At 43.0% G+C, this 18737-nt stretch carries 20 protein-coding genes; 9 read left to right on the top strand and 11 right to left on the bottom strand.

All coding sequences use genetic code 11. From position 1 onward, the window contains the following. Positions 1–49: 49 nt before the first annotated feature. From ACFGVR_RS02640 to ACFGVR_RS02625, 4 genes are read right to left on the bottom strand one after another with little or no spacing between them, the layout of a single operon-like run. On the bottom strand, positions 50–1039 hold the full coding sequence (locus ACFGVR_RS02640) for a beta-ketoacyl-ACP synthase III (RefSeq protein ID WP_448700943.1): 990 nt from the start codon (positions 1037–1039) through the stop codon (positions 50–52). An 11-nt stretch (positions 1040–1050) separates the two neighbouring features. Beyond that, positions 1051–1989, bottom strand: coding sequence for a phosphate acyltransferase PlsX (gene plsX, locus ACFGVR_RS02635; RefSeq protein ID WP_448700941.1), 939 nt, complete (start codon positions 1987–1989; stop codon positions 1051–1053). 14 nt (positions 1990–2003) lie between these two features. Next, positions 2004–2195 (bottom strand): 50S ribosomal protein L32, encoded by a 192-nt coding sequence (gene rpmF, locus ACFGVR_RS02630; protein WP_448700940.1) that lies wholly within the window; start codon positions 2193–2195, stop codon positions 2004–2006. Between the two features lie 13 nt (positions 2196–2208). Further along, on the bottom strand, positions 2209–2739 hold the full coding sequence (locus ACFGVR_RS02625; protein ID WP_448700939.1) for a YceD family protein: 531 nt from the start codon (positions 2737–2739) through the stop codon (positions 2209–2211). A gap of 381 nt (positions 2740–3120) precedes the next feature. On the opposite strand from ACFGVR_RS02625, the gene ACFGVR_RS02620 reads away from it, so the two are divergent. The 3 genes from ACFGVR_RS02620 to ACFGVR_RS02610 all read left to right on the top strand — a co-directional run bounded on the left by ACFGVR_RS02620 (position 3121) and on the right by ACFGVR_RS02610 (position 5056). Beyond that, positions 3121–3822 carry a ferritin-like domain-containing protein gene (locus ACFGVR_RS02620; RefSeq protein ID WP_448700937.1) on the top strand — a complete coding sequence of 234 codons (702 nt, stop codon included), beginning with the start codon at positions 3121–3123 and terminating at the stop codon, positions 3820–3822. An 11-nt stretch (positions 3823–3833) separates the two neighbouring features. Further along, on the top strand, positions 3834–4688 hold the full coding sequence (locus ACFGVR_RS02615; protein WP_448700936.1) for a ferritin-like domain-containing protein: 855 nt from the start codon (positions 3834–3836) through the stop codon (positions 4686–4688). 119 nt (positions 4689–4807) lie between these two features. After that, complete coding sequence (locus ACFGVR_RS02610) at positions 4808–5056, top strand: Sec-independent protein translocase subunit TatA/TatB (RefSeq protein ID WP_448700935.1); 249 nt, start codon at positions 4808–4810, stop codon at positions 5054–5056. 90 nt (positions 5057–5146) lie between these two features. Here the strand turns inward: ACFGVR_RS02610 and ACFGVR_RS02605 are convergent, their stop codons facing one another. The 4 genes from ACFGVR_RS02605 to ACFGVR_RS02590 form a co-directional block, all read right to left on the bottom strand. After that, positions 5147–5359 (bottom strand): type II toxin-antitoxin system HicB family antitoxin, encoded by a 213-nt coding sequence (locus tag ACFGVR_RS02605; protein WP_448700934.1) that lies wholly within the window; start codon positions 5357–5359, stop codon positions 5147–5149. A gap of 17 nt (positions 5360–5376) precedes the next feature. Beyond that, complete coding sequence (locus ACFGVR_RS02600) at positions 5377–5565, bottom strand: type II toxin-antitoxin system HicA family toxin (protein ID WP_448700933.1); 189 nt, start codon at positions 5563–5565, stop codon at positions 5377–5379. A gap of 3 nt (positions 5566–5568) precedes the next feature. Further along, a complete protein-coding gene (gene ettA, locus ACFGVR_RS02595; protein WP_448700932.1) occupies positions 5569–7251 on the bottom strand; it encodes an energy-dependent translational throttle protein EttA in 1683 nt (560 codons plus the stop codon). 79 nt (positions 7252–7330) lie between these two features. Continuing rightward, complete coding sequence (locus ACFGVR_RS02590; protein ID WP_448700931.1) at positions 7331–8008, bottom strand: hypothetical protein; 678 nt, start codon at positions 8006–8008, stop codon at positions 7331–7333. A 224-nt stretch (positions 8009–8232) separates the two neighbouring features. Here ACFGVR_RS02590 and ACFGVR_RS02585 point away from each other — a divergent pair, with 224 nt between their 5' ends. The 6 genes from ACFGVR_RS02585 (at position 8233) to ACFGVR_RS02560 (ending at position 16447) form a co-directional block, all read left to right on the top strand. After that, the gene (locus ACFGVR_RS02585; protein WP_448700930.1) at positions 8233–9285 is read left to right on the top strand and encodes a hypothetical protein; all 1053 of its coding nucleotides are present in this window, start codon (positions 8233–8235) and stop codon (positions 9283–9285) included. A 639-nt stretch (positions 9286–9924) separates the two neighbouring features. Next, entirely contained in the window at positions 9925–10710 is a 786-nt protein-coding gene (locus tag ACFGVR_RS02580) for a sensor histidine kinase (RefSeq protein WP_448700929.1), read from the top strand. 811 nt (positions 10711–11521) lie between these two features. Continuing rightward, positions 11522–14092, top strand: a complete 2571-nt coding sequence (locus tag ACFGVR_RS02575) for an ATP-dependent Clp protease ATP-binding subunit (protein WP_448700928.1) — start codon at positions 11522–11524, stop codon at positions 14090–14092. 77 nt (positions 14093–14169) lie between these two features. Beyond that, positions 14170–14565 carry a hypothetical protein gene (locus ACFGVR_RS02570; RefSeq protein WP_448700927.1) on the top strand — a complete coding sequence of 132 codons (396 nt, stop codon included), beginning with the start codon at positions 14170–14172 and terminating at the stop codon, positions 14563–14565. Between the two features lie 143 nt (positions 14566–14708). Further along, positions 14709–15995 (top strand): DEAD/DEAH box helicase, encoded by a 1287-nt coding sequence (locus ACFGVR_RS02565; RefSeq protein ID WP_448700926.1) that lies wholly within the window; start codon positions 14709–14711, stop codon positions 15993–15995. Between the two features lie 146 nt (positions 15996–16141). Then, positions 16142–16447, top strand: a complete 306-nt coding sequence (locus ACFGVR_RS02560) for an FtsB family cell division protein (protein ID WP_448700925.1) — start codon at positions 16142–16144, stop codon at positions 16445–16447. Positions 16448–16508: 61 nt separating this feature from the next. Here the strand turns inward: ACFGVR_RS02560 and nadD are convergent, their stop codons facing one another. From nadD to ACFGVR_RS02545, 3 genes are all read right to left on the bottom strand, one after another. Continuing rightward, complete coding sequence (gene nadD, locus ACFGVR_RS02555; RefSeq protein WP_448700923.1) at positions 16509–17081, bottom strand: nicotinate (nicotinamide) nucleotide adenylyltransferase; 573 nt, start codon at positions 17079–17081, stop codon at positions 16509–16511. A 23-nt stretch (positions 17082–17104) separates the two neighbouring features. Continuing rightward, positions 17105–17674 (bottom strand): guanylate kinase, encoded by a 570-nt coding sequence (gene gmk, locus ACFGVR_RS02550; protein ID WP_448700922.1) that lies wholly within the window; start codon positions 17672–17674, stop codon positions 17105–17107. Positions 17675–17767: 93 nt separating this feature from the next. Beyond that, positions 17768–18631: a YicC/YloC family endoribonuclease gene (locus ACFGVR_RS02545; RefSeq protein ID WP_448700921.1), complete on the bottom strand. Its 864-nt coding sequence runs from the start codon at positions 18629–18631 to the stop codon at positions 17768–17770. Positions 18632–18737 lie beyond the last annotated feature (106 nt).

Here is an 18737-nt window from a genome sequence, read left to right as displayed (position 1 = left end):
TAATAATGTTCAGATCATTTGTATATCTGCACATTGATCAATTTGCATATTAATATGCCCATTTTAAATAGATGGACCCCCAGGTAAAGCCACCGCCAAAGGCTGCCAATACTAAATTGTCGCCCTTTTTTAGTTTGCTTTCCCATTCCCATAAGCAAAGGGGGATAGTACCGTTGGTGGTATTGCCGTAACGCTCAATGTTAACCATGACACGCTCGGGCGATACGCCTGTGCGGGATATGGTAGCATCAATAATCCGTTTGTTAGCCTGGTGCGGTACCAGCCAGTCGATATCGTCGGCAGTTAAATTGTTGCGCTCCATTACATCGGCAGCAACATCGGCCATGTTGGTTACGGCAAATTTAAATACGGTTTTACCTTCCTGGTAAGCGTAATGTTCTTTGTTGTCGACGGTTTCGTGCGAGGCTGGTTTTAGAGAACCACCGGCTTTTTGATGTAAAAACTCGCGGCCGGAGCCATCGCTTTTACAAATAGAATCGATAATGCCATTGCCTTCTTCATTCGGCTCAAGCAGGGCAACGCCACAGCCATCGCCAAAAATGATGCAGGTAGCACGGTCTTGATAGTTAATGATGGACGACATTTTATCGCCACCAACAACCAGTACTTTTTTATGACGGCCGCTCTCGATAAAGCTTGCACCTGTTGCCAGGCCAAATATAAAGCCCGAGCAGGCCGCGTTCAAATCATACCCCCATGCGTTGATGGCACCAACTTTATCGGCTAAAATATTGGCCGTTGCCGGGAAGGGCATATCGGGTGTTGAGGTACAGAAGATGATCAGTTCAATTTCTTCGGCAGAGATGCCGCGTTTTTTAAGAAGGCCCTGTACGGCAGGTACAGCCAGATCGGATGTAGCCTGACCTTCGCCTTTTTGTATTCGTCGCTCTTTAATGCCTGTTCGGGTGGTTATCCATTCGTCGTTGGTATCAACCATAGTTTCCAGCTCTTGGTTCGTTAAAACATAGTCTGGTACGTAACCGTTAACAGCCGTTATAGCAGCATGAATTTTACTCATCTATTTATTTTTTATTGAAAGGCCTGTCTGATTTTATCAACAAGGCCGCTGTTGACCATGTTGCGCGAAAGAAGAACCATATTTTTGATGGCCGTTGGGCTCGAGATGCCGTGGCCAACAACAACCGGGGCATTGACACCTAAAATAGGGCTGCCACCGTATTGCTCATAATTAAACCTGTCGAAAAATTCGTCTTTAAAGCCCTTTTTAAGGGTAACAACATAAAAAGATTCGGCCATTTTAAGTACCACGTTCCCGGTAAAGCCATCGCAAACAATTACATCGCTCAGATCACTAAACAGGTCGCGGCCCTCTACATTGCCTGCAAAATTAAACAGGGTGGTCTCTTTCATCAGCGGGTAGGTAGCCTGGCAAAGTAAATTACCTTTTTCTTCCTCTTCGCCAATATTCATCAAGGCTACGCGTGGGTTATCGATATTGTATACCGAATTGGCAAACAGGCTGCCCAATACACCAAATTGTACCAGTATATCGGGTTTACAATCAGCATTGGCGCCAACATCGAGCAAAATGTTAAAGCCTCCCTTTAGTTTGGGGGCCATAGCCGTCATGGCGGGGCGGATAACGCCGGGTATAGCTTTTACGCTAAACATGGAGCCAACCAGCATAGCACCGGTATTGCCAGCCGACGAGAATGCCTGGATAGCATTATCTTTAAGCAGCTTAAACCCAACACTGATACTCGAGTCGGGTTTTTGAACTATCGCTTTTGTGGGATGTTCGCCCATGCCAATCACTTCGGTTGTGTGTACAAACTCAAAGTGATCGGGATTGAAATCGTTTTCTTTCAGAATACCGGCAGCAATGTCTTTATCACCTATCAAAACCAATTGTTCGGTAGGTGATAATTCTTTGTAAGCGTCAATAGCACCTAAAACAGTTGCTTTTGGTGCGTAATCGCCGCCCATAATATCCAAGCCAATCTTCATTACAGAAAATTAACTTAGGCTACAGCAGTATGCTCGATCAAAATTTTACCGTTGTAGTACAGGTTACCATCAACAGTGTAAGCTCTGTGCGGTAAGTGCACTGCGCCAGTGGTTTTGCAGGTGGTTAAAGTTGGAGCTTCAGCTTTGTAGTGTGTTCTACGCTTGTCTCTTCTTGATTTGGATATTTTCCGTTTTGGATGTGCCATAACTTTGTGGGTATTACTTGTTTAATTTTTTGAGTGCATCCCATCGTGGGTCTGCTTCCTCATTGTTTTGTTGTTCTTCGTTGCCGGATAGCTTGTCAATCCTTTCAAGCATATCGTTATCACAATATTCTGTTCTTCCTTCTTCGCTGCATACCGTAATAAACGGTACCGCTACGTTAATATATTCATATATCAGCCCCGCTACGTTGATCTCGTGATCATTTTTAGTGAGGATGACAATCTCTTCATTATCATTCAACTCCTCGTCGCTAAACTTGGCTATCTGCTGCTCGGTAATGTTTACCTGCTGCGGATAGTCGGCTAAACAACGGTCGCAAGAGAGGTCGATAGTGCCGCTGATATCAAAATTTAATATCAGCATGGTCTCCTGCTTCTCCAGTTCAATACGGCAATTTAATTTGCCTTTTTTAACCAGCGAGTATTCAAACTGGTTAAAAAACTCGTCAGTTATCTCGAAATCAAACTGATGTTTCCCCAGTTTTAGCCCCGTAAACGGTATTGAATATGTTTTGAGCGATTTCAATGAGCGTTAATTAGCCCGCAAATTTAGGAAAAATAATACAAGTGGAAAGAGTTTTTTGAAAAATGAAATATAGTGTACCCGATACACCCAAGTTATTGTGTTTTAAACAATAATTACCTGTGGCTAATCGAGTTTTGAAATTTTTTTTGATTTTTTTTTCTCTGGCAATTACCGTTTCGGTTAAAAGTATATAAACCTAAATCAATTGCTAATCAGGTAAGCTATTGTGTTAACTAAAATTAAATTTCGATATTATTTTCTCTAAAATACGCAAGTAAATTAACCAAAACGAAAATATTATGAAAACCGGATGGCAATCCTAAACGTAGTTACCCTAAATAGCAACTACTAACATCCAAATTTTTTAAATCATTCTAACTTATGGAAAACTTAACACAGAACGACGAAATCGTCGTAGAGGAAACCTCTGTGCCTTCGAAAATGCAGAGACGGTCGTTTTTTAAATACGCCGGGGCCGGTGCTGCGGCTGTGGGCGTGCTTGCTGCGGCGGCCTGCTCAAAACATCACGATGATGGCCCTACCGGCATTGACGTAGGCAGCGGCGATATTGGCGTATTAAATTATGCTTACGCACTTGAACAGTTGGAAGCTGCTTTTTATACCCAGGTAGTGGCAACACCATTTAGCGGGATGACGAGTGCCGAACTGACATCGTTTACCGAAATACGCGACCATGAGATACTGCACCGCGAATTTTTAAAAGCGGCGTTGGGTACCAACGCTATCGGTGCGCTGGGCGTAAACTTTAGCTCGATCAACTTTAACGACCGTGCCAGTGTACTGGGTGCCGCTAAAGCTTTTGAAGACACCGGTGTATCGGCCTATAACGGGGCGGGATACATCATGACCAACCCAACGTATTTAGGGCTTGCAGGTAAAATTGTTTCGGTTGAAGCAAGGCATGCGGCTTTTATCCGCGATACGATCAGTTATGGCAGTTTTGCCGATTCGACGGTGGTTAACTCAACTACAGCGCTTGATCTGTCGCGCAAGCCATCAGAAGTACTGCCCATTGTAGCAGTGTATTTAACTACATCAATAACCGCTAACCAATTACCTTAAAAATTACGATCATGAATGTTTTCGGCATTATAGAAGAAATAGGAAAAATTGATCCTGAGTTTCAGGACAGGATAAGTCCGCGCCGCGCGGTCATTAAAAATATAACCAGTTTTGGCTCGAAAGTGGCCGTTGCTGCCTTGCCATTTGCTTTGGGTACTTTACTGACAAAGGCTTACGGGCAAACCAAAGTGGGCGATGTTACCGGATCACTTAATTTTGCATTAAAACTGGAGTTCCTGGAGGCTGCATTTTACAATACGGCCCTCAATACTCCGGGATTGATACCAGCCGCCGATCTGGCTGCTTTTCAAACCATCGCCTCGCATGAAAATGCACACGTGGCTTTTTTGAAATCGGTTTTGGCTGGTGATGCGGTATTGCAAACATCGCAGGGCACTGCGGGTGTGTACGACTGGACAGCTGGCGGCACTTTACCAAATTATTTTGCGACTAAGGATTATGCTACCTTTTTAATAGTAGCCAATGCTTTTGAAGATACCGGTGTACGAGCTTACAAGGGCCAGGCGCCGAATATTATCGGTAACCAAACTGTATTAACAGCGGCTTTAAACATCCACTCAGTTGAAGCAAGGCATGCAGCGCATATCCGTACCATTCGTCGTAAAGCGGGTAATGGCACTTCGCCAAAATCGTGGATCACTGGCGCTAACGATACCGGCTTTGCAGGTATTGCCGCCAACTACGCTGCAGAAGATAATACGATGCAGGGCGGGGTAGATGTATCAACATTGATTAACCCGGTAACCGGCGCCAAATTTAGTGCCAGCGTTTGCACAGAAGCTTTTGATGAACCTTTAACTTACACACAGGTATTGCCTTTGGTGCAGCCTTTTGGGGTTAAGTAATATTTGTTGCTGGTGATGACACCAACAACGGAGGAGAGGAGTTAAGTAATAAATTTTAACCAAAGGAAGTGTGATATCCATGCTTCCTGCGGTTTTATCTGATACTAAATTTAAAGAACATGACATTATTATTTATGAGCGGTATGGATATCGCCATGATACTCGGAGTAGCTCTGCTGCTGTTCGGAGGGAAGAAATTACCTGAATTGGCAAGGGGATTAGGAAGCGGGATTAAGGAGTTTAAAGATGCTTCATCAGGTGTTATTTCGCCGGGTGTAGATAATATGCCTAAAAGCGCAGTTACAACTGTAGAACCAACGCCGGTTGCGCCGATAGTGCCAACTGTTGCTGCGGAAACTCATGGGTAAGTTTATTACTTACTACAGATACAAAAAACAAAGGCCCATCATTTTGATAAGCCTTTGTTTTTTAATATTCTGTGCAGTTATCGATAATAACTAAACATGAATCAATTCTGCACTAAATGAACTTGGTTCCGGCACTTCTAAGCCTTCTTCTTTAAGTCCTTCAATGTGAAATTCGATTGCATCTTTAATATTGAATTTGGCTTCATCCATTGTGTCGCCAAAAGAATAACACCCAGGCAGGTCAGGAACCCTTGCCCATATGCTGCCATCGTCGGCTTTTTCAAAAACTACTAAATAATCCATACTGTAAATTTAAGTAATTATTTCCAACCAGCTTTCTTTTTAATATCATTTAAAACTCCGATTGAGGGTTCTTTATTGCTCCCATGATCGGGAACGGTAATTAAGTCAGGCTTATTAGTGTTTTTGTATTGCTTATGACTACCTTTTTGTCTGACCAAAACCCAGCCCTCAGATTCAAGTTTCTTAATAATCTCTTTGATTTTCATGAATTATCCTGCCAGCTTTTTGTATTTAATACGTTTAGGCGCGATATCGCCGAGGCGTTTTTTGCGGTTCTCTTCGTAATCGCTGTAGTTACCTTCAAAAAAGTAAACCTGCGAATCACCTTCGAAAGCGAGGATGTGGGTACAGATTCGATCTAAAAACCAACGATCGTGACTGATGACCACGGCGCAGCCTGCAAAGTTTTCTAAAGCTTCCTCTAAAGCACGTAAGGTGTTTACGTCGATATCGTTGGTAGGCTCATCGAGCAGCAGCACGTTCGAACCTTTTTTGAGTGTGATAGCTAAGTGAACCCGGTTACGCTCGCCGCCCGAAAGCACGCTGATCTTTTTTTGCTGATCGGCACCGTTAAAGTTAAACTTGGATACATAGGCTCGCGAGTTTAACGGGCGGTTGCCTAATAAGATGTTTTCGTTGCCGCCGGTAATGTTTTCCCAAACTGATTTTTCGGCTTCGAGGTCGTCATGCATCTGGTCGACATAGCCCAGAGCCACGGTTTCGCCGACGCGGAAGGTACCGGCATCGGGCTGCTCCTGGCCGGTAATTAAACGGAACAGGGTGGTTTTACCCGCGCCGTTCGGCCCGATAATACCCACGATGCCAGCCGGGGGCAATGAAAAGCTCAGGTTATCGAACAAGACCTTATCACCATAAGCTTTGCTAACGTTGGTAGCCTCGATAACCACATTACCTAAACGCGGGCCTGGTGGAATAAAGAGCTCCAGTTTGTCTTCGCGTTCGCGGCCGTCCTCGGCAGCCAGTTTTTCGTAGTTTGATAAACGGGCCTTGCCTTTGGCATGGCGGGCCTTGGGCGCCATGCGCACCCATTCCAGCTCACGCTCCAGGGTTTTCTGACGTTTGCTCTCGGTTTTTTCTTCCTGGGCCAAACGTTTGGCTTTCTGATCGAGCCATGAGGAGTAATTGCCTTTCCATGGGATGCCCTCGCCGCGATCGAGCTCCAGGATCCAGCCGGCAACGTTATCGAGGAAGTACCTGTCGTGCGTAACGGCGATAACGGTACCTTTATATTGTTTGAGATGCTGCTCCAGCCAGTCGATCGATTCGGCATCCAGGTGGTTGGTAGGCTCATCGAGCAACAGCACATCGGGTTCTTTTAATAATAAACGGCACAAAGCCACCCGGCGGCGCTCACCACCCGACAGTACAGAAATTTTGGTATCCGGGTCGGGGCAGCGCAGGGCATCCATAGCACGTTCCAATTTGGTATCCAGTTCCCAGGCGTTAACGGCGTCAATCTGGTCCTGCAGTTCGCCCTGGCGAACCATCAGTTTATCCATGGCATCAGCATCCTCATAAACTTCGGGCAGGCCAAATTTTTCGTTGATGTCTTCGTACTCTTTTAATATAGCGGTAATTTCGGATACACCTTCTTCAACCACCTCGCGTACGGTTTTGTTGGGATCGAGCTCGGGCTCCTGGGCCAGGTAACCAACAGTATAACCCGGCGAAAAAACCACCTCGCCCTGGTATGATTTATCCAGGCCGGCTATGATCTTCAACACCGACGATTTACCCGATCCGTTGAGACCGATAACGCCGATTTTTGCCCCGTAAAAAAAGCTGAGGTAAATATTTTTTAAAACCTGTTTTTGCGGCGGGTAAATTTTATTTACGCCGGCCATCGAAAAAATGATCTTTTCGTCTGCCATAAGTTATAATGTGAGGATGGCAAATATATGAAAAAGCCCCCCGACGAGATGAAGGGGGGCGAAGAAAAAAGAGTTTAATTTAAGAAGTTGGCTTTTTGTTAGCCAGCGAGAGAATAAGTTTTATGGAAAAGCCGCTTATTGTTTTGTCGTAAAACAAGGTATTGTCTTTTGTGTCGAGCGCATTATAGTTAGTTGTAGCACTGTTTGGGATAGGGTTATTTTCGTAAGATTTTACAATATAATCGCGCATTTGTCTTACTTGAGTTATATCGTAAAAAGCTGCAATTTGCAGGTCATGTGTTAGGAAATAACCAATGCCGATACCGCCGCTAATCCGTTTGTTAAATGAAACATCCTGGCTAACATTGATGAGATCCAAGGATAAATTAAGAGATAGATGATCGAGAAACGAAACGCTATCGCTTTTTGTTAACGCGGGCGGGGAATTTTTTTCCAGAAAAGACTTATTATATTTAGTAACACCAGCTTGTTTGATAAAGGTATGGCTTGTTTGATCATAAGCAACTTTGCCCAGTTTTACCATAACAGCAGAAGATATTACAAATGAGTTTTGACTGAGCGGTTGGAGTTTTAAGGCGTGATTGGCATCGGGTGTTAAACTGTAATCGTAGATTTGATTAAACGAGTAACTATAGCCTGCGCTAAACCCGAATGTTACGCCAACAAGATCTGTTGCTTGCGCATAAGAGGATCTCACTATAAATAGCAAGGCAGATAATAATAGTAGTTTTTTCATGATCTGAGAATTGATGCCTACTCTAAATCCGTTTTCGGCTTTCCCGGTTTTTGGGATCAAACTTCCGGACGAAAGCAAAAATATATTACCATACTATTACCTTTTTTAATAAGGTATTTTTACGGTATATTAAGGGTGTAAATACGTTGATTACTTGAGAGTTATTGCGGAATATTGTGGTATCAAATTAATTTATTATTTTCACACTTAAACCCCTAAATGTTATGAAAAAGTTAGTATTAGCGCTTTGTTTTATTTGTCTTACGATTTTTAGTTTCGGTCAATCCCCCGATCCAAACGGCTTGTGCTTAAACAACTACAAGTTTAGCGAGGCCCAGACGATGAAAAGTGATTTTGCCCACGTATTTCCGCCCGCCGCTAATGTTTGGTTTGATATTAGAGAAATTAAAGCTATGTTGGACATGATTGCTGCCGAACCGGTGGTTTCTCCGGGTGGTCACAAAGTCGATGGCATAAGGATTTATTTCGGCAAAACGCCAAGTCAATATACTGTTATGCTCGTGTCAACAACAGACAGTAGCAGCGCCGCGCAGCCAATGCTCCACCGCGACTATTTTTACCATCCAAAATATGCTCAATATTTTAATCCGCTTACCGCTTTAGGGATTAACATCCAAGGGGAATCCTATGTGCCAACTGCCACAAATGCCTATGGTGCTTTATTACATCAACCATGCACCACTTGTGATTGCCCGGTTACTCCCACAGGTAATTATATAACCCGCAGGCGTGGCCAAGCTATGGTTGGTTTTTTACAAAAACCGCCAATGGGTGTTGGCGCAACCGACCCGAAACCGACAGATAGCGAATGGTTTCCGCTTTGTTTATTTCAAAACGCAGTAGCGGCCGCAAAATATGACGGTATTCGAATTTATTATGCGCAACGGCCTAATACCGATCCGATATACAAACTAAGACATGCATTTGTTGTGGAACCTACTGTAATAGACAGTAATAAAAAATATCATAACGAGCCTTTTGATTGCGATTTCCCGGTCTGTAATTCTGCTATCCTGAATGATTTTTTAGAAAAATATCCTGATTTTAAGGAGGGCCTGAAATTGGAAAAAAATGCTTTTATTAGTCAGGAATATTTGAAAAATCTGAAAGAAATAAAACAGAAATTGAGCAGATCAAGTAAACGCGCAGACAAGGCCGAACTGGATGAATTAAATTTATTCTTGTTTGCTCTTACAGGCGGTTTCGATAACGGCGAGCTTTGCCCCGATAATTGCTATGGCGAGTTAATCCCTTAATTCAATTAATTATTGCATGATAACACAATACTTTACCGGAGTCACTGTTTCGGAAATACTATGTTTCTTATTAGCCCTAATTTGCCTGGATAAAAAAAAACAATTAGGGACGTTAAGTTATCTGGTTGCAGTTTGTGTCATCGAACTATTTGGAGTACACCTTAAAATTCACCACCAAAATAACCAATGGCCATATAACATATTATTAGTGGCCCAAATTGTTTATTTTACCTCCGCATTAACCAATATAATAACCCCGTATGTTAATAGTCAGCACTACAAAAATGTAGTGCTGACTATACTTGTTGTGCTATTTGTAATCGAAAGTCTAAGGCATAATATTCTTTTTTTTAACGAAATTACTTACAACATACTATGTGTATTTATCATTATAGCATGCTTTTTTTATCTATACTTATTAGTTAGTAATGAGAACTATATTAATTTACTTTATTCATTTGATTTTTGGTGGATTATTGGCTCGCTATTCTTCTATTTTGGAAGCACAATGGTAAATATATTCCGCGGAAAGTTATCAGCAATTATTATCACAGAGCACCACAGGTTAACCTATTACATCAATATGGCTTTAAATGTAATATTGTATGCTTTTTGGAGCTATTCTTTTATCTGTAGAAAATGGCTAACGAAGACCTGAAAACCCTGATAATAATCTCAACGATTATTTTTTTATTGGCACCTGCTTTTTTATTAGTTTATGTGTTGATCTACAACCAGCGCAAAAAACGTCATATAGAAGAAAAAGCCCAGATGCAATTAACTTTCGAAGCTGAGCTAATTAAAACCCAGCTTGAAATCCGGGAACAAACCATGCAAACCATTGGCGCCGACCTGCATGATAATATAGGTCAATTGCTCAGTTTGACCTCGTTAACGTTGAATTCGGTTGAACTGGAAGGATCGCATAAAGCAAAACCCAAAATCGAAGCAGCAATTGACCTGATGGCAAAGTCAATTAAGGAGATGCGCCTGCTTGGGAAGTTGCTGCAAGGCGATCAACTGGTTGGATCGGGTTTGCCCGAGGCTATCCGTTACCAGATGAACTGGCTGGAGCGTTCGGAGCAATACGAGATCGTTTATTATCAGGAAAATGAAACGCCGGCCAAAAACAATCCGGATACCGACCTGATCCTGTTCCGGATATTGCAGGAGATACTGAACAACATCATCAAACATGCAAAAGCTACACGCATCGAAGTTAAATTGGACTATCCGGAAGGAAAGCTGCTATTGCAGATAGCTGATAACGGTATTGGATTTGACACAGCGGATTTATCTGTAAGTAGTGCCGGGATGGGTTTGCGTAATATCCAAAAAAGAGCGGCAATAGTTGGAGGCGAGGTCAATATTGAATCGAAAGCGGGAGAAGGTACCTGTATTGCTGTTTTGATGCCGTATCCGTAATATTAAGCGGCTTTTGTGGAAAATAATTCGTATATTTATATGTTTTGGAGCCGAAAGCGCAAGGCTTTTAACAAGCAGGTATAACCCTGAACCAAACATGGGTATACCGATGTAATACCCATGAGATACCTATGTGTTTGATGGGTATAAAAATTTGAAAAGTGGCTTTAAGCCACTTAAATAAGGCTTTTGCGAGGAAAGTTGTTAAAAATACCGATAAATACCTATGTCTTCGGAGAAGCAAGAGTCAAGATCCAAGAAGTAAGACAAAATTCAAGTAAATACGCAAGCACCCAGCCACTTGCTAAAATGAATGACCGCTGATACTTTTAAAACCTTACAACATTCCAGCAAACAGCATTTGCGCATCGGCAATCTGGTGGAAAATTTGTTTATAAAAAAATCGCCAAAATTTTACCTGTTACTATAATTTACAATGTAAATAAATTAGTATTGCAGTAAACAGGTGCAACCTTTAACCGCGCAGGTACGTATGTCTTTATGGCAGGGTGGTGACTTATTTACAGCCGCCTGATAAATAATTAAACTGTTGAAGCACTTTTTACGTTAATTATTGTTGTAACAGGACATTAACTATGGCAACAAGCCCCGTTATTATTTACAAAGCGCTTACGGTTTTGTGTAAATAATTGACTAATTTAAGGGCAAATTGATGTTATATCATGATAATGTCTGTTTTTAGGACTTGATAAAGGTTGGCAATATTGTTGATATGTTAGGTAAAAGACGTTCGTTTGATAGTAACAAATTATTAGATTAGAGCGTTTCAAAATTATTGAAAGGTATATATATGGAAGCTAAATTTTCGCCCCGCGTTAAAGATGTGATCTCATACAGCAGAGAAGAGGCCCTGCGCCTTGGGCATGACTATATCGGGACAGAACATCTTTTGTTAGGGCTTATCCGCGATGGGGACGGAGTAGCCATAAAATTGTTAAGAAGCTTAAACGTTGATACTGCGCGTTTACGCCGTGCTATTGAAGATGCTGTGAAAGGCACCTCGGGCACCAATGTAAACATAGGCAGCATCCCGTTAACCAAGCAAGCCGAAAAGGTATTGAAGATAACTTACCTTGAAGCCAAGATATTTAAAAGCGATGTGATAGGTACTGAGCACCTGCTGTTGTCTATCTTACGGGATGAAGACAACATCGCATCGCAGATCTTAATGCAGTTTAACGTGAATTACGAACTGTTTAAAGCCGAGGTTGAATCGCATAAAAATGATGTGACAGATGAGATGCCGGGTTCGTCAACCGGTGGGGATGATGATTTCCGCGAGGAAGAATCGTTCAGCCAGCCTAAAAAGGTTTCGGACATTAAATCAAAAACACCGGTACTGGATAATTTTGGCCGCGACCTGACCAAGGCTGCCGAAGATGGCAGGCTTGACCCGATAGTGGGCCGTGAAAAAGAAATTGAACGTGTATCGCAGATCTTATCCCGTCGTAAAAAGAACAACCCTATTTTAATAGGTGAGCCGGGCGTAGGCAAATCGGCTATAGCCGAAGGTTTGGCATTACGCATTGTACAGCGTAAAGTATCGCGTGTATTGTTTAACAAACGCGTGGTTACGCTAGATCTGGCATCATTAGTGGCCGGTACCAAATATCGCGGCCAGTTTGAAGAGCGGATGAAAGCCGTAATGAACGAACTGGAAAAATCGCCGGATGTGATTTTGTTTATCGATGAGATACATACCATCGTAGGTGCGGGCGGCGCATCGGGTTCGCTGGATGCCTCGAACATGTTTAAACCTGCTTTGGCCCGTGGCGAGATACAATGCATTGGCGCAACCACTTTAGATGAGTACCGCCAGTATATTGAAAAAGATGGCGCGTTGGATCGCCGTTTCCAAAAGGTAATGGTTGAACCGGCCACGCCTGATGAAACGGTTGAGATATTGAGCCGCATTAAAGACAAATACGAAGAGCACCATGGTGTAACCTATACTCCCGAAGCTATTTTGGCTTGCGTTAGTTTAACTGCACGTTACATTACCGACAGGTTTTTACCGGACAAAGCTATCGACGCTTTAGACGAGTCGGGCTCACGTGTTCACTTAACCAATATCCATGTACCTCAAAACATCTTGGATGTTGAAGCTAAGATCGAACAGATCAAAATTGAAAAGAACAAGGTAGTACGCAGCCAGAAATACGAAGAGGCCGCTAAACTTCGCGATACTGAAAAACACTTGCTGGAAGAGCTGGAACAGGCTAAAGCAATATGGGAAGCCGAAACCAAATCAAAACGTTATACCGTTACCGAAGATAACGTTGCTGAAGTGGTATCAATGATGACCGGCATACCTGTACAACGCGTTGGCCAGGCCGACAGCGCCAAGCTGTTGAGCATGAGCGAAACCGTGGGCACCAAGATCATCGGTCAGGATGTTGCCATCAAAAAACTAACCAAGGCCATACAACGTACCCGCGCCGGATTGAAAGATCCGAAAAAGCCGATAGGTTCGTTTATCTTCTTAGGCCCTACAGGTGTTGGTAAAACAGAGCTGGCCAAAGAGCTTGCCCGTTTTATGTTCGATACCCAGGATGCGCTGATACAGATCGACATGAGCGAGTACATGGAAAAATTCGCGGTATCGCGTTTGGTGGGTGCGCCTCCGGGCTACGTTGGTTACGAAGAAGGTGGCCAGCTGACCGAGAAAGTACGCCGCAAACCATACAGCGTTGTATTGCTTGATGAGATCGAAAAAGCTCACCCGGATGTATTCAATATCCTGTTGCAGGTGTTGGACGAAGGCCAACTGACAGACTCGCTGGGCCGCAAGGTGGATTTTAGAAATACCATCATTATCATGACATCAAACATCGGTGCACGCCAGCTGAAAGATTTTGGACAAGGTGTTGGTTTTACCACCACAGCCAAAACTAACCAGGCTGATGCTCACTCGCGTGGTGTGATAGAGAGCGCCTTAAAACGTGCCTTTGCACCGGAGTTTTTGAACCGTATAGACGATGTGATCGTGTTTAACTCGTTGGGTAAAGAAGAGATCTTCAAAATTATCGATATCGAACTGGCCTCATTATTCGGCCGTGTACACAGTTTAGGTTATAAAATTGAACTGACCGAAGCTGCCAAAGAGGTAATAGCTGACAAAGGTTACGACTCGCAATTTGGCGCCCGTCCGTTAAAACGCGCTATCCAGAAATACCTGGAAGACCCGATCGCAGAAGAGATATTGAAAGGCGAACTGGTTGAAGGCGATGTGATGGAAGTTGACTACGACAAAGAGACCGAAGAGATCAAGGTTGTAGGTAAGCACTCGTCGAACATCGAATTGAAAAAAACCAAGGGCGAGCCAAAAGAAGAAAAGAAAGAGGAAGAGCAGAAGGATTAACCTTGGTTAGAAAAATAGGAAAGCTCGGCTAACGGCCGAGCTTTTTTGTTGAAGTGTGGTCAAATATTTTGTAGGCAATGTATATTCGCTTTATAACACAGTTCATCAACGAGAACAACGAAACCGAGTATGGCATCTTCAACGCGATAGACTATGCAATAGATCATAGCTTAACGCAGGATGAGGATGTAATAAAGCTAAAAGAGATTCGCAAGTGGTTTAGTACTTATCTAAAAAAGCCCGACCGTTTTTCAAATGCCAAAAATAAAAATCCGGCGTCTGTCTCATTATCCTGGTTCAAACACTCAGCAGAAATTGATATTGGTAAGATGTATGAGGTTAAGGATATACTTGCCAAATACGATTTAACGATTGAGGTGGTCACAATCAAAAATCCAGGATATATAGTGTATGAAGACGAACATCAGGTGTCGGCTATCCCTTTCAAATCAGATGTGAAAAAGGTGTTATAAGTCAAAATTACCTTGTTAAGTCGAAGTCATAATAAAAGCGTATCTTTGCGGCATAATACCCGTAGGGTCTTCCGGTCGCTGATCATTTAAACTCTTCAATACCGCTTATACCCGCGGGTTAACATATATTCATTAACTATTACATGTCATTCGAAAATTTAAAATTAATTGAGCCTATCCTCAAGGCCTTAAAAACTGAGGGCTATACTACACCTACACCTATACAGGCGCAAGCCATCCCTATAGTACTAAATCGGCAGGACCTTTTGGGCTGCGCCCAAACAGGCACCGGTAAAACAGCTGCTTTTGCTATCCCTATTTTGCAAATATTGCACCAGGACAGGCTGCAGCACAAAGAGCAAAAAACGATAAAGGCACTGATATTAACGCCGACACGCGAGCTGGCTATCCAGATCGACGAGAGCTTTGCCGCTTATGGCAAACATACCGGCTTAAAGCACCTGGTTATTTTTGGCGGCGTATCACAACACCACCAGGTTGAGGCCTTAAAAAGAGGGGTCGATATTTTAGTTGCCACACCCGGTCGTTTACTCGATCTGGTAAATCAAAAGTTTGTGCATTTGGAGCATATCAAAATACTGGTTCTTGATGAAGCCGACCGTATGCTGGATATGGGCTTTGTGCACGATGTTAAAAAGGTGATCGCTAAATTGCCGCAAAAACGTCAAACCCTGTTCTTCTCGGCTACCATGCCAAAAGAAATACAAGCTTTGGCCAATACCATTTTAACTAATCCCGAAAAGGTAGAAGTTACACCGGTATCATCAACTGCCGATACCATACAGCAAAGTGTTTACTTTGTAGAAAAGAACGATAAAAAATCGTTGCTCAACCATATCCTGAAAGATAAAAGCATTGAAACTGCTTTAGTATTTACCCGTACCAAACACGGTGCCGATAAGGTAGTGAGGGATTTGACACGTGCCGGCATTACCGCCGAAGCGATACACGGTAATAAATCGCAAAACGCAAGGCAGCGTGCGTTAAGTAACTTTAAAGCCCGTACAACCCGCATTTTGGTGGCTACCGATATTGCCGCCCGCGGTATTGATGTGGACGAGTTGACGCATGTGATCAATTTTGAATTGCCTAATATTCCCGAAACCTATGTACACCGTATTGGCCGTACCGGCCGCGCAGGTTTAAGCGGTGTAGCTTTAAGCTTTTGTGATGCAGAAGAAGGTGAGTTTTTACGCGATATCCATAAATTGATAGGCAAAACTATACCGGTTATTGAAGATCAGCCCTACCCGATGAAGGCGCCTACCTTATCGCAAAACGCGCTTGCAGCTGCTTCGCGTAAAGATGCCGCAAGTAAGCCAAAACGTGGCCGCGGATTTGGCGGTGGCACCAAAGGCGGTGCGCCTAAAAAGCACGGCGAATTTAGAAGCCGTGCAAGAAGAGACTAAGAATTACCAATAATACTATTGTAAATTGCCATTCCATTTCGGGTGGCAATTTTGTTTTACAGTGAATGTTAACAAGTTAATAAACCTGGCTTGTGAAATTAAAATTGGCTCGATAACTTTAAACGAAAATAAACTAACTTAGTGTTATGAAAAGGCTCATCGCTTTAGTTAAAAACAAATACTTCCTCATCACTTTAGCTTTTGTGGTGTGGATGGTGTTTTTTGATGCCAACGACCTGTATTCGCAATATCAATCGTACAAGGATGTAAAGGCACTGCAGCAGGAACGCGACTATTGCTTAAAGCAAACCCAGCAGGTTACCAAAGACCTGGATGAGTTAACCACCAACCCCGAAAAGCTCGAAAAATTTGCCCGTGAAAAGTACCTCATGAAAAAAGATAACGAGGATGTTTTTGTGATCGTAAGGGAAAAGAAAGTGGATCAGAAGTAGTCTTGACCCCATAGTCAATAAATTTTTGAGTGACTTAAGACTAATGACTCTCGACTTCGGACTATCTATATAGCCCTTTGCTCTCAATAAATTTCAATACCGGTTCGGGAACAAAAAATTGCACATTCTTTTTTTCGGATATAGCTTTGCGGATGAAGGTAGCCGAAAGCTCCATCAGCGGAGTCATGGTGATGTGTACCGATGGATGTGTAGCCAGATCAGTGTTCTCGTAGCCGGGGCGCGGGTAAACATAGATCTGGTAATCGCGCAGTATCAGCTTATAGTTTTTCCATTTGTGCAGGGTAACCAGGTTGTCCGATCCCATAATAATGGCAAAATCGTGCTGCGGGTATTTTTCTTTTAATACGGTGAGCGTATCAATGGTGTAAGATGGTTGCGGCAGTTTCAATTCCACATCGCTTACCTCAAGGTTATCAGCATGATCTGTAGCCAGGCGGGCCATCTCTAAACGGTCGTAAGTGTTGATCAGGTCGCCGTATTTTTTTAGCGGGTTCTGCGGCGATACCACCAGCCAAACTTTATCCAGGTCGGTGTGGTTAGCCATGTAATTAGCTATGATGAGGTGGCCGGTATGTACAGGGTTAAACGAACCGAATAGTAAGCCGATCTTCATGCCGCGTTAAAAAATGAGGTCAATTAAATTAAAAAATTATCAACAAGCAGTTCTGCTTCTTTGCATGCCGTTTCAAGATCGTGATTTTTTAGGATAATATCAAACTGCGGGGCGTAATTCAACTCTTTTTTTGCTTTCGCGAAACGTTCTTCCAGTTTTTCCGGGCTATCTGTACCGCGGCCGGTTAAACGTTCAATTAAAACCAGTAACGATGGCGGCTGCACAAAAATAGCCAGGGCATGTTCTTCGTACTTGCGTTTAAGGTGTAACCCGCCTTCCACATCGATGTCAAATATCACGTTTTTGCCTTTGTCCCAAATCCGTTGGATCTCAGAGCGTAAGGTGCCGTAAAACGTGCCCGAGTAAACCTCTTCAAACTCTACAAACTGCTTTTTGGCAATACGGTGCAAAAATTCCTCTTTGCTGATAAAGTAATAATCGATACCATGGCGCTCATCGCCGCGCGGGGGACGTGTAGTTGCCGATATGGAAAACTCAAGGTCGGGCCGTTTGCTTAGTAAATGGCGCACAATAGTGGTTTTACCGGCTCCGGATGGTGCAGAAAATATAACGAGTTTACCTTGACGGGACATAGTTACTTAAATGGAAGATGGATGATGTAAAATGGAAGATGTAGTGAAAGCGTTTTTTACATTTTCCATCTTACCTTTCCCATCATCCTTAGTTTACAGTACGTTTAACAGTTGTTCTTTTATTTTTTCCAGCTCTTCTTTCATACCAACAACCAGTTTTTGTATGTTGGCATCGTTAGCTTTTGAGCCCAGCGTATTTATTTCGCGACCAATTTCCTGCGATATAAAGCCTAATTTTTTACCGTTAGCATCGGCATTTTTCAGGGTTTCGATAAAGTAATCGCAGTGTGTTTTCAGGCGGATCTTTTCTTCGGTGATATCCAGTTTGTCGATATAATAGATCAGTTCCTGCTCAAAGCGGTTTTGGTCGATGTTTTCGCGGCCAACGCTATCGGCTAAAAACTGGTTCAACCGTTCGCGGATAACAGGGATACGGTTAGGCTCCTCAATTTCAACTTTGGTTAAATTGCCGGTAATAATATCAATCCGCGCACGCATATCCTGTTCTAAAACAGCACCTTCGTCATCGCGAAATTTTTGGAAAGCCTTTAACGCTTTTTGAAAAGTTTGCTCAACTATTTTCCATTCATCGTCTGATACTGTGTCCTCATCGTATTTCACTACTTCGGGTAAACCCAAAGCCAGCTGAAAAAGATTGGATGCAGGTTCGTTCAGATCGGCACTTACCGACTTTAACTGCGCAAAATAGTGCTTTAGCAGGTCGGTATCAATACCAGCGGCCTTAACCGCTTTACTGGTTTGCTCAACCGTGATAGACAGGTTTACCTTACCGCGGTCGATCTGCTTGCTACATTCGGTGCGCAGTTGAAACTCCTTGTCGGAGAATGACTTAGGTAGCCTGAGGGATAATTCAAGAAATTTACTGTTCAGGGATTTGATCTCAACGGTATACTTTGTGTTGCCCGAATCGTGAGTGGCAAGTCCATACCCTGTCATGGATTTAATCATGCGCAAAGATAGAAATTTATTCAGCACCTTAAAAGCGCTATTTGATTGACATTTAACAACTTTTTAACAAATTTTACAGCCAAAAAGGATAAAT

The sequence above is a fragment of the Mucilaginibacter aureus genome (assembly GCF_053514885.1).
This window is presented reverse-complemented; position numbering and strand designations above follow the sequence as displayed.

Excerpts from the sequence above, each read along its gene's own strand:
- ACFGVR_RS02640 (WP_448700943.1), bottom strand. The coding sequence starts at position 1,039 with ATGAGTAAAATTCATGCTGCTATAACGGCTGTTAACGGTTACGTACCA.
- plsX (WP_448700941.1), bottom strand. The coding sequence starts at position 1,989 with ATGAAGATTGGCTTGGATATTATGGGCGGCGATTACGCACCAAAAGCA.
- rpmF (WP_448700940.1), bottom strand. The coding sequence starts at position 2,195 with ATGGCACATCCAAAACGGAAAATATCCAAATCAAGAAGAGACAAGCGT.
- ACFGVR_RS02620 (WP_448700937.1), top strand. The coding sequence starts at position 3,121 with ATGGAAAACTTAACACAGAACGACGAAATCGTCGTAGAGGAAACCTCT.
- ACFGVR_RS02615 (WP_448700936.1), top strand. The coding sequence starts at position 3,834 with ATGAATGTTTTCGGCATTATAGAAGAAATAGGAAAAATTGATCCTGAG.
- ACFGVR_RS02610 (WP_448700935.1), top strand. The coding sequence starts at position 4,808 with ATGACATTATTATTTATGAGCGGTATGGATATCGCCATGATACTCGGA.
- ACFGVR_RS02605 (WP_448700934.1), bottom strand. The coding sequence starts at position 5,359 with ATGGATTATTTAGTAGTTTTTGAAAAAGCCGACGATGGCAGCATATGG.
- ACFGVR_RS02600 (WP_448700933.1), bottom strand. The coding sequence starts at position 5,565 with ATGAAAATCAAAGAGATTATTAAGAAACTTGAATCTGAGGGCTGGGTT.
- ettA (WP_448700932.1), bottom strand. The coding sequence starts at position 7,251 with ATGGCAGACGAAAAGATCATTTTTTCGATGGCCGGCGTAAATAAAATT.
- ACFGVR_RS02590 (WP_448700931.1), bottom strand. The coding sequence starts at position 8,008 with ATGAAAAAACTACTATTATTATCTGCCTTGCTATTTATAGTGAGATCC.
- ACFGVR_RS02585 (WP_448700930.1), top strand. The coding sequence starts at position 8,233 with ATGAAAAAGTTAGTATTAGCGCTTTGTTTTATTTGTCTTACGATTTTT.
- ACFGVR_RS02580 (WP_448700929.1), top strand. The coding sequence starts at position 9,925 with ATGGCTAACGAAGACCTGAAAACCCTGATAATAATCTCAACGATTATT.
- ACFGVR_RS02575 (WP_448700928.1), top strand. The coding sequence starts at position 11,522 with ATGGAAGCTAAATTTTCGCCCCGCGTTAAAGATGTGATCTCATACAGC.
- ACFGVR_RS02570 (WP_448700927.1), top strand. The coding sequence starts at position 14,170 with ATGTATATTCGCTTTATAACACAGTTCATCAACGAGAACAACGAAACC.
- ACFGVR_RS02565 (WP_448700926.1), top strand. The coding sequence starts at position 14,709 with ATGTCATTCGAAAATTTAAAATTAATTGAGCCTATCCTCAAGGCCTTA.
- ACFGVR_RS02560 (WP_448700925.1), top strand. The coding sequence starts at position 16,142 with ATGAAAAGGCTCATCGCTTTAGTTAAAAACAAATACTTCCTCATCACT.
- nadD (WP_448700923.1), bottom strand. The coding sequence starts at position 17,081 with ATGAAGATCGGCTTACTATTCGGTTCGTTTAACCCTGTACATACCGGC.
- gmk (WP_448700922.1), bottom strand. The coding sequence starts at position 17,674 with ATGTCCCGTCAAGGTAAACTCGTTATATTTTCTGCACCATCCGGAGCC.
- ACFGVR_RS02545 (WP_448700921.1), bottom strand. The coding sequence starts at position 18,631 with ATGACAGGGTATGGACTTGCCACTCACGATTCGGGCAACACAAAGTAT.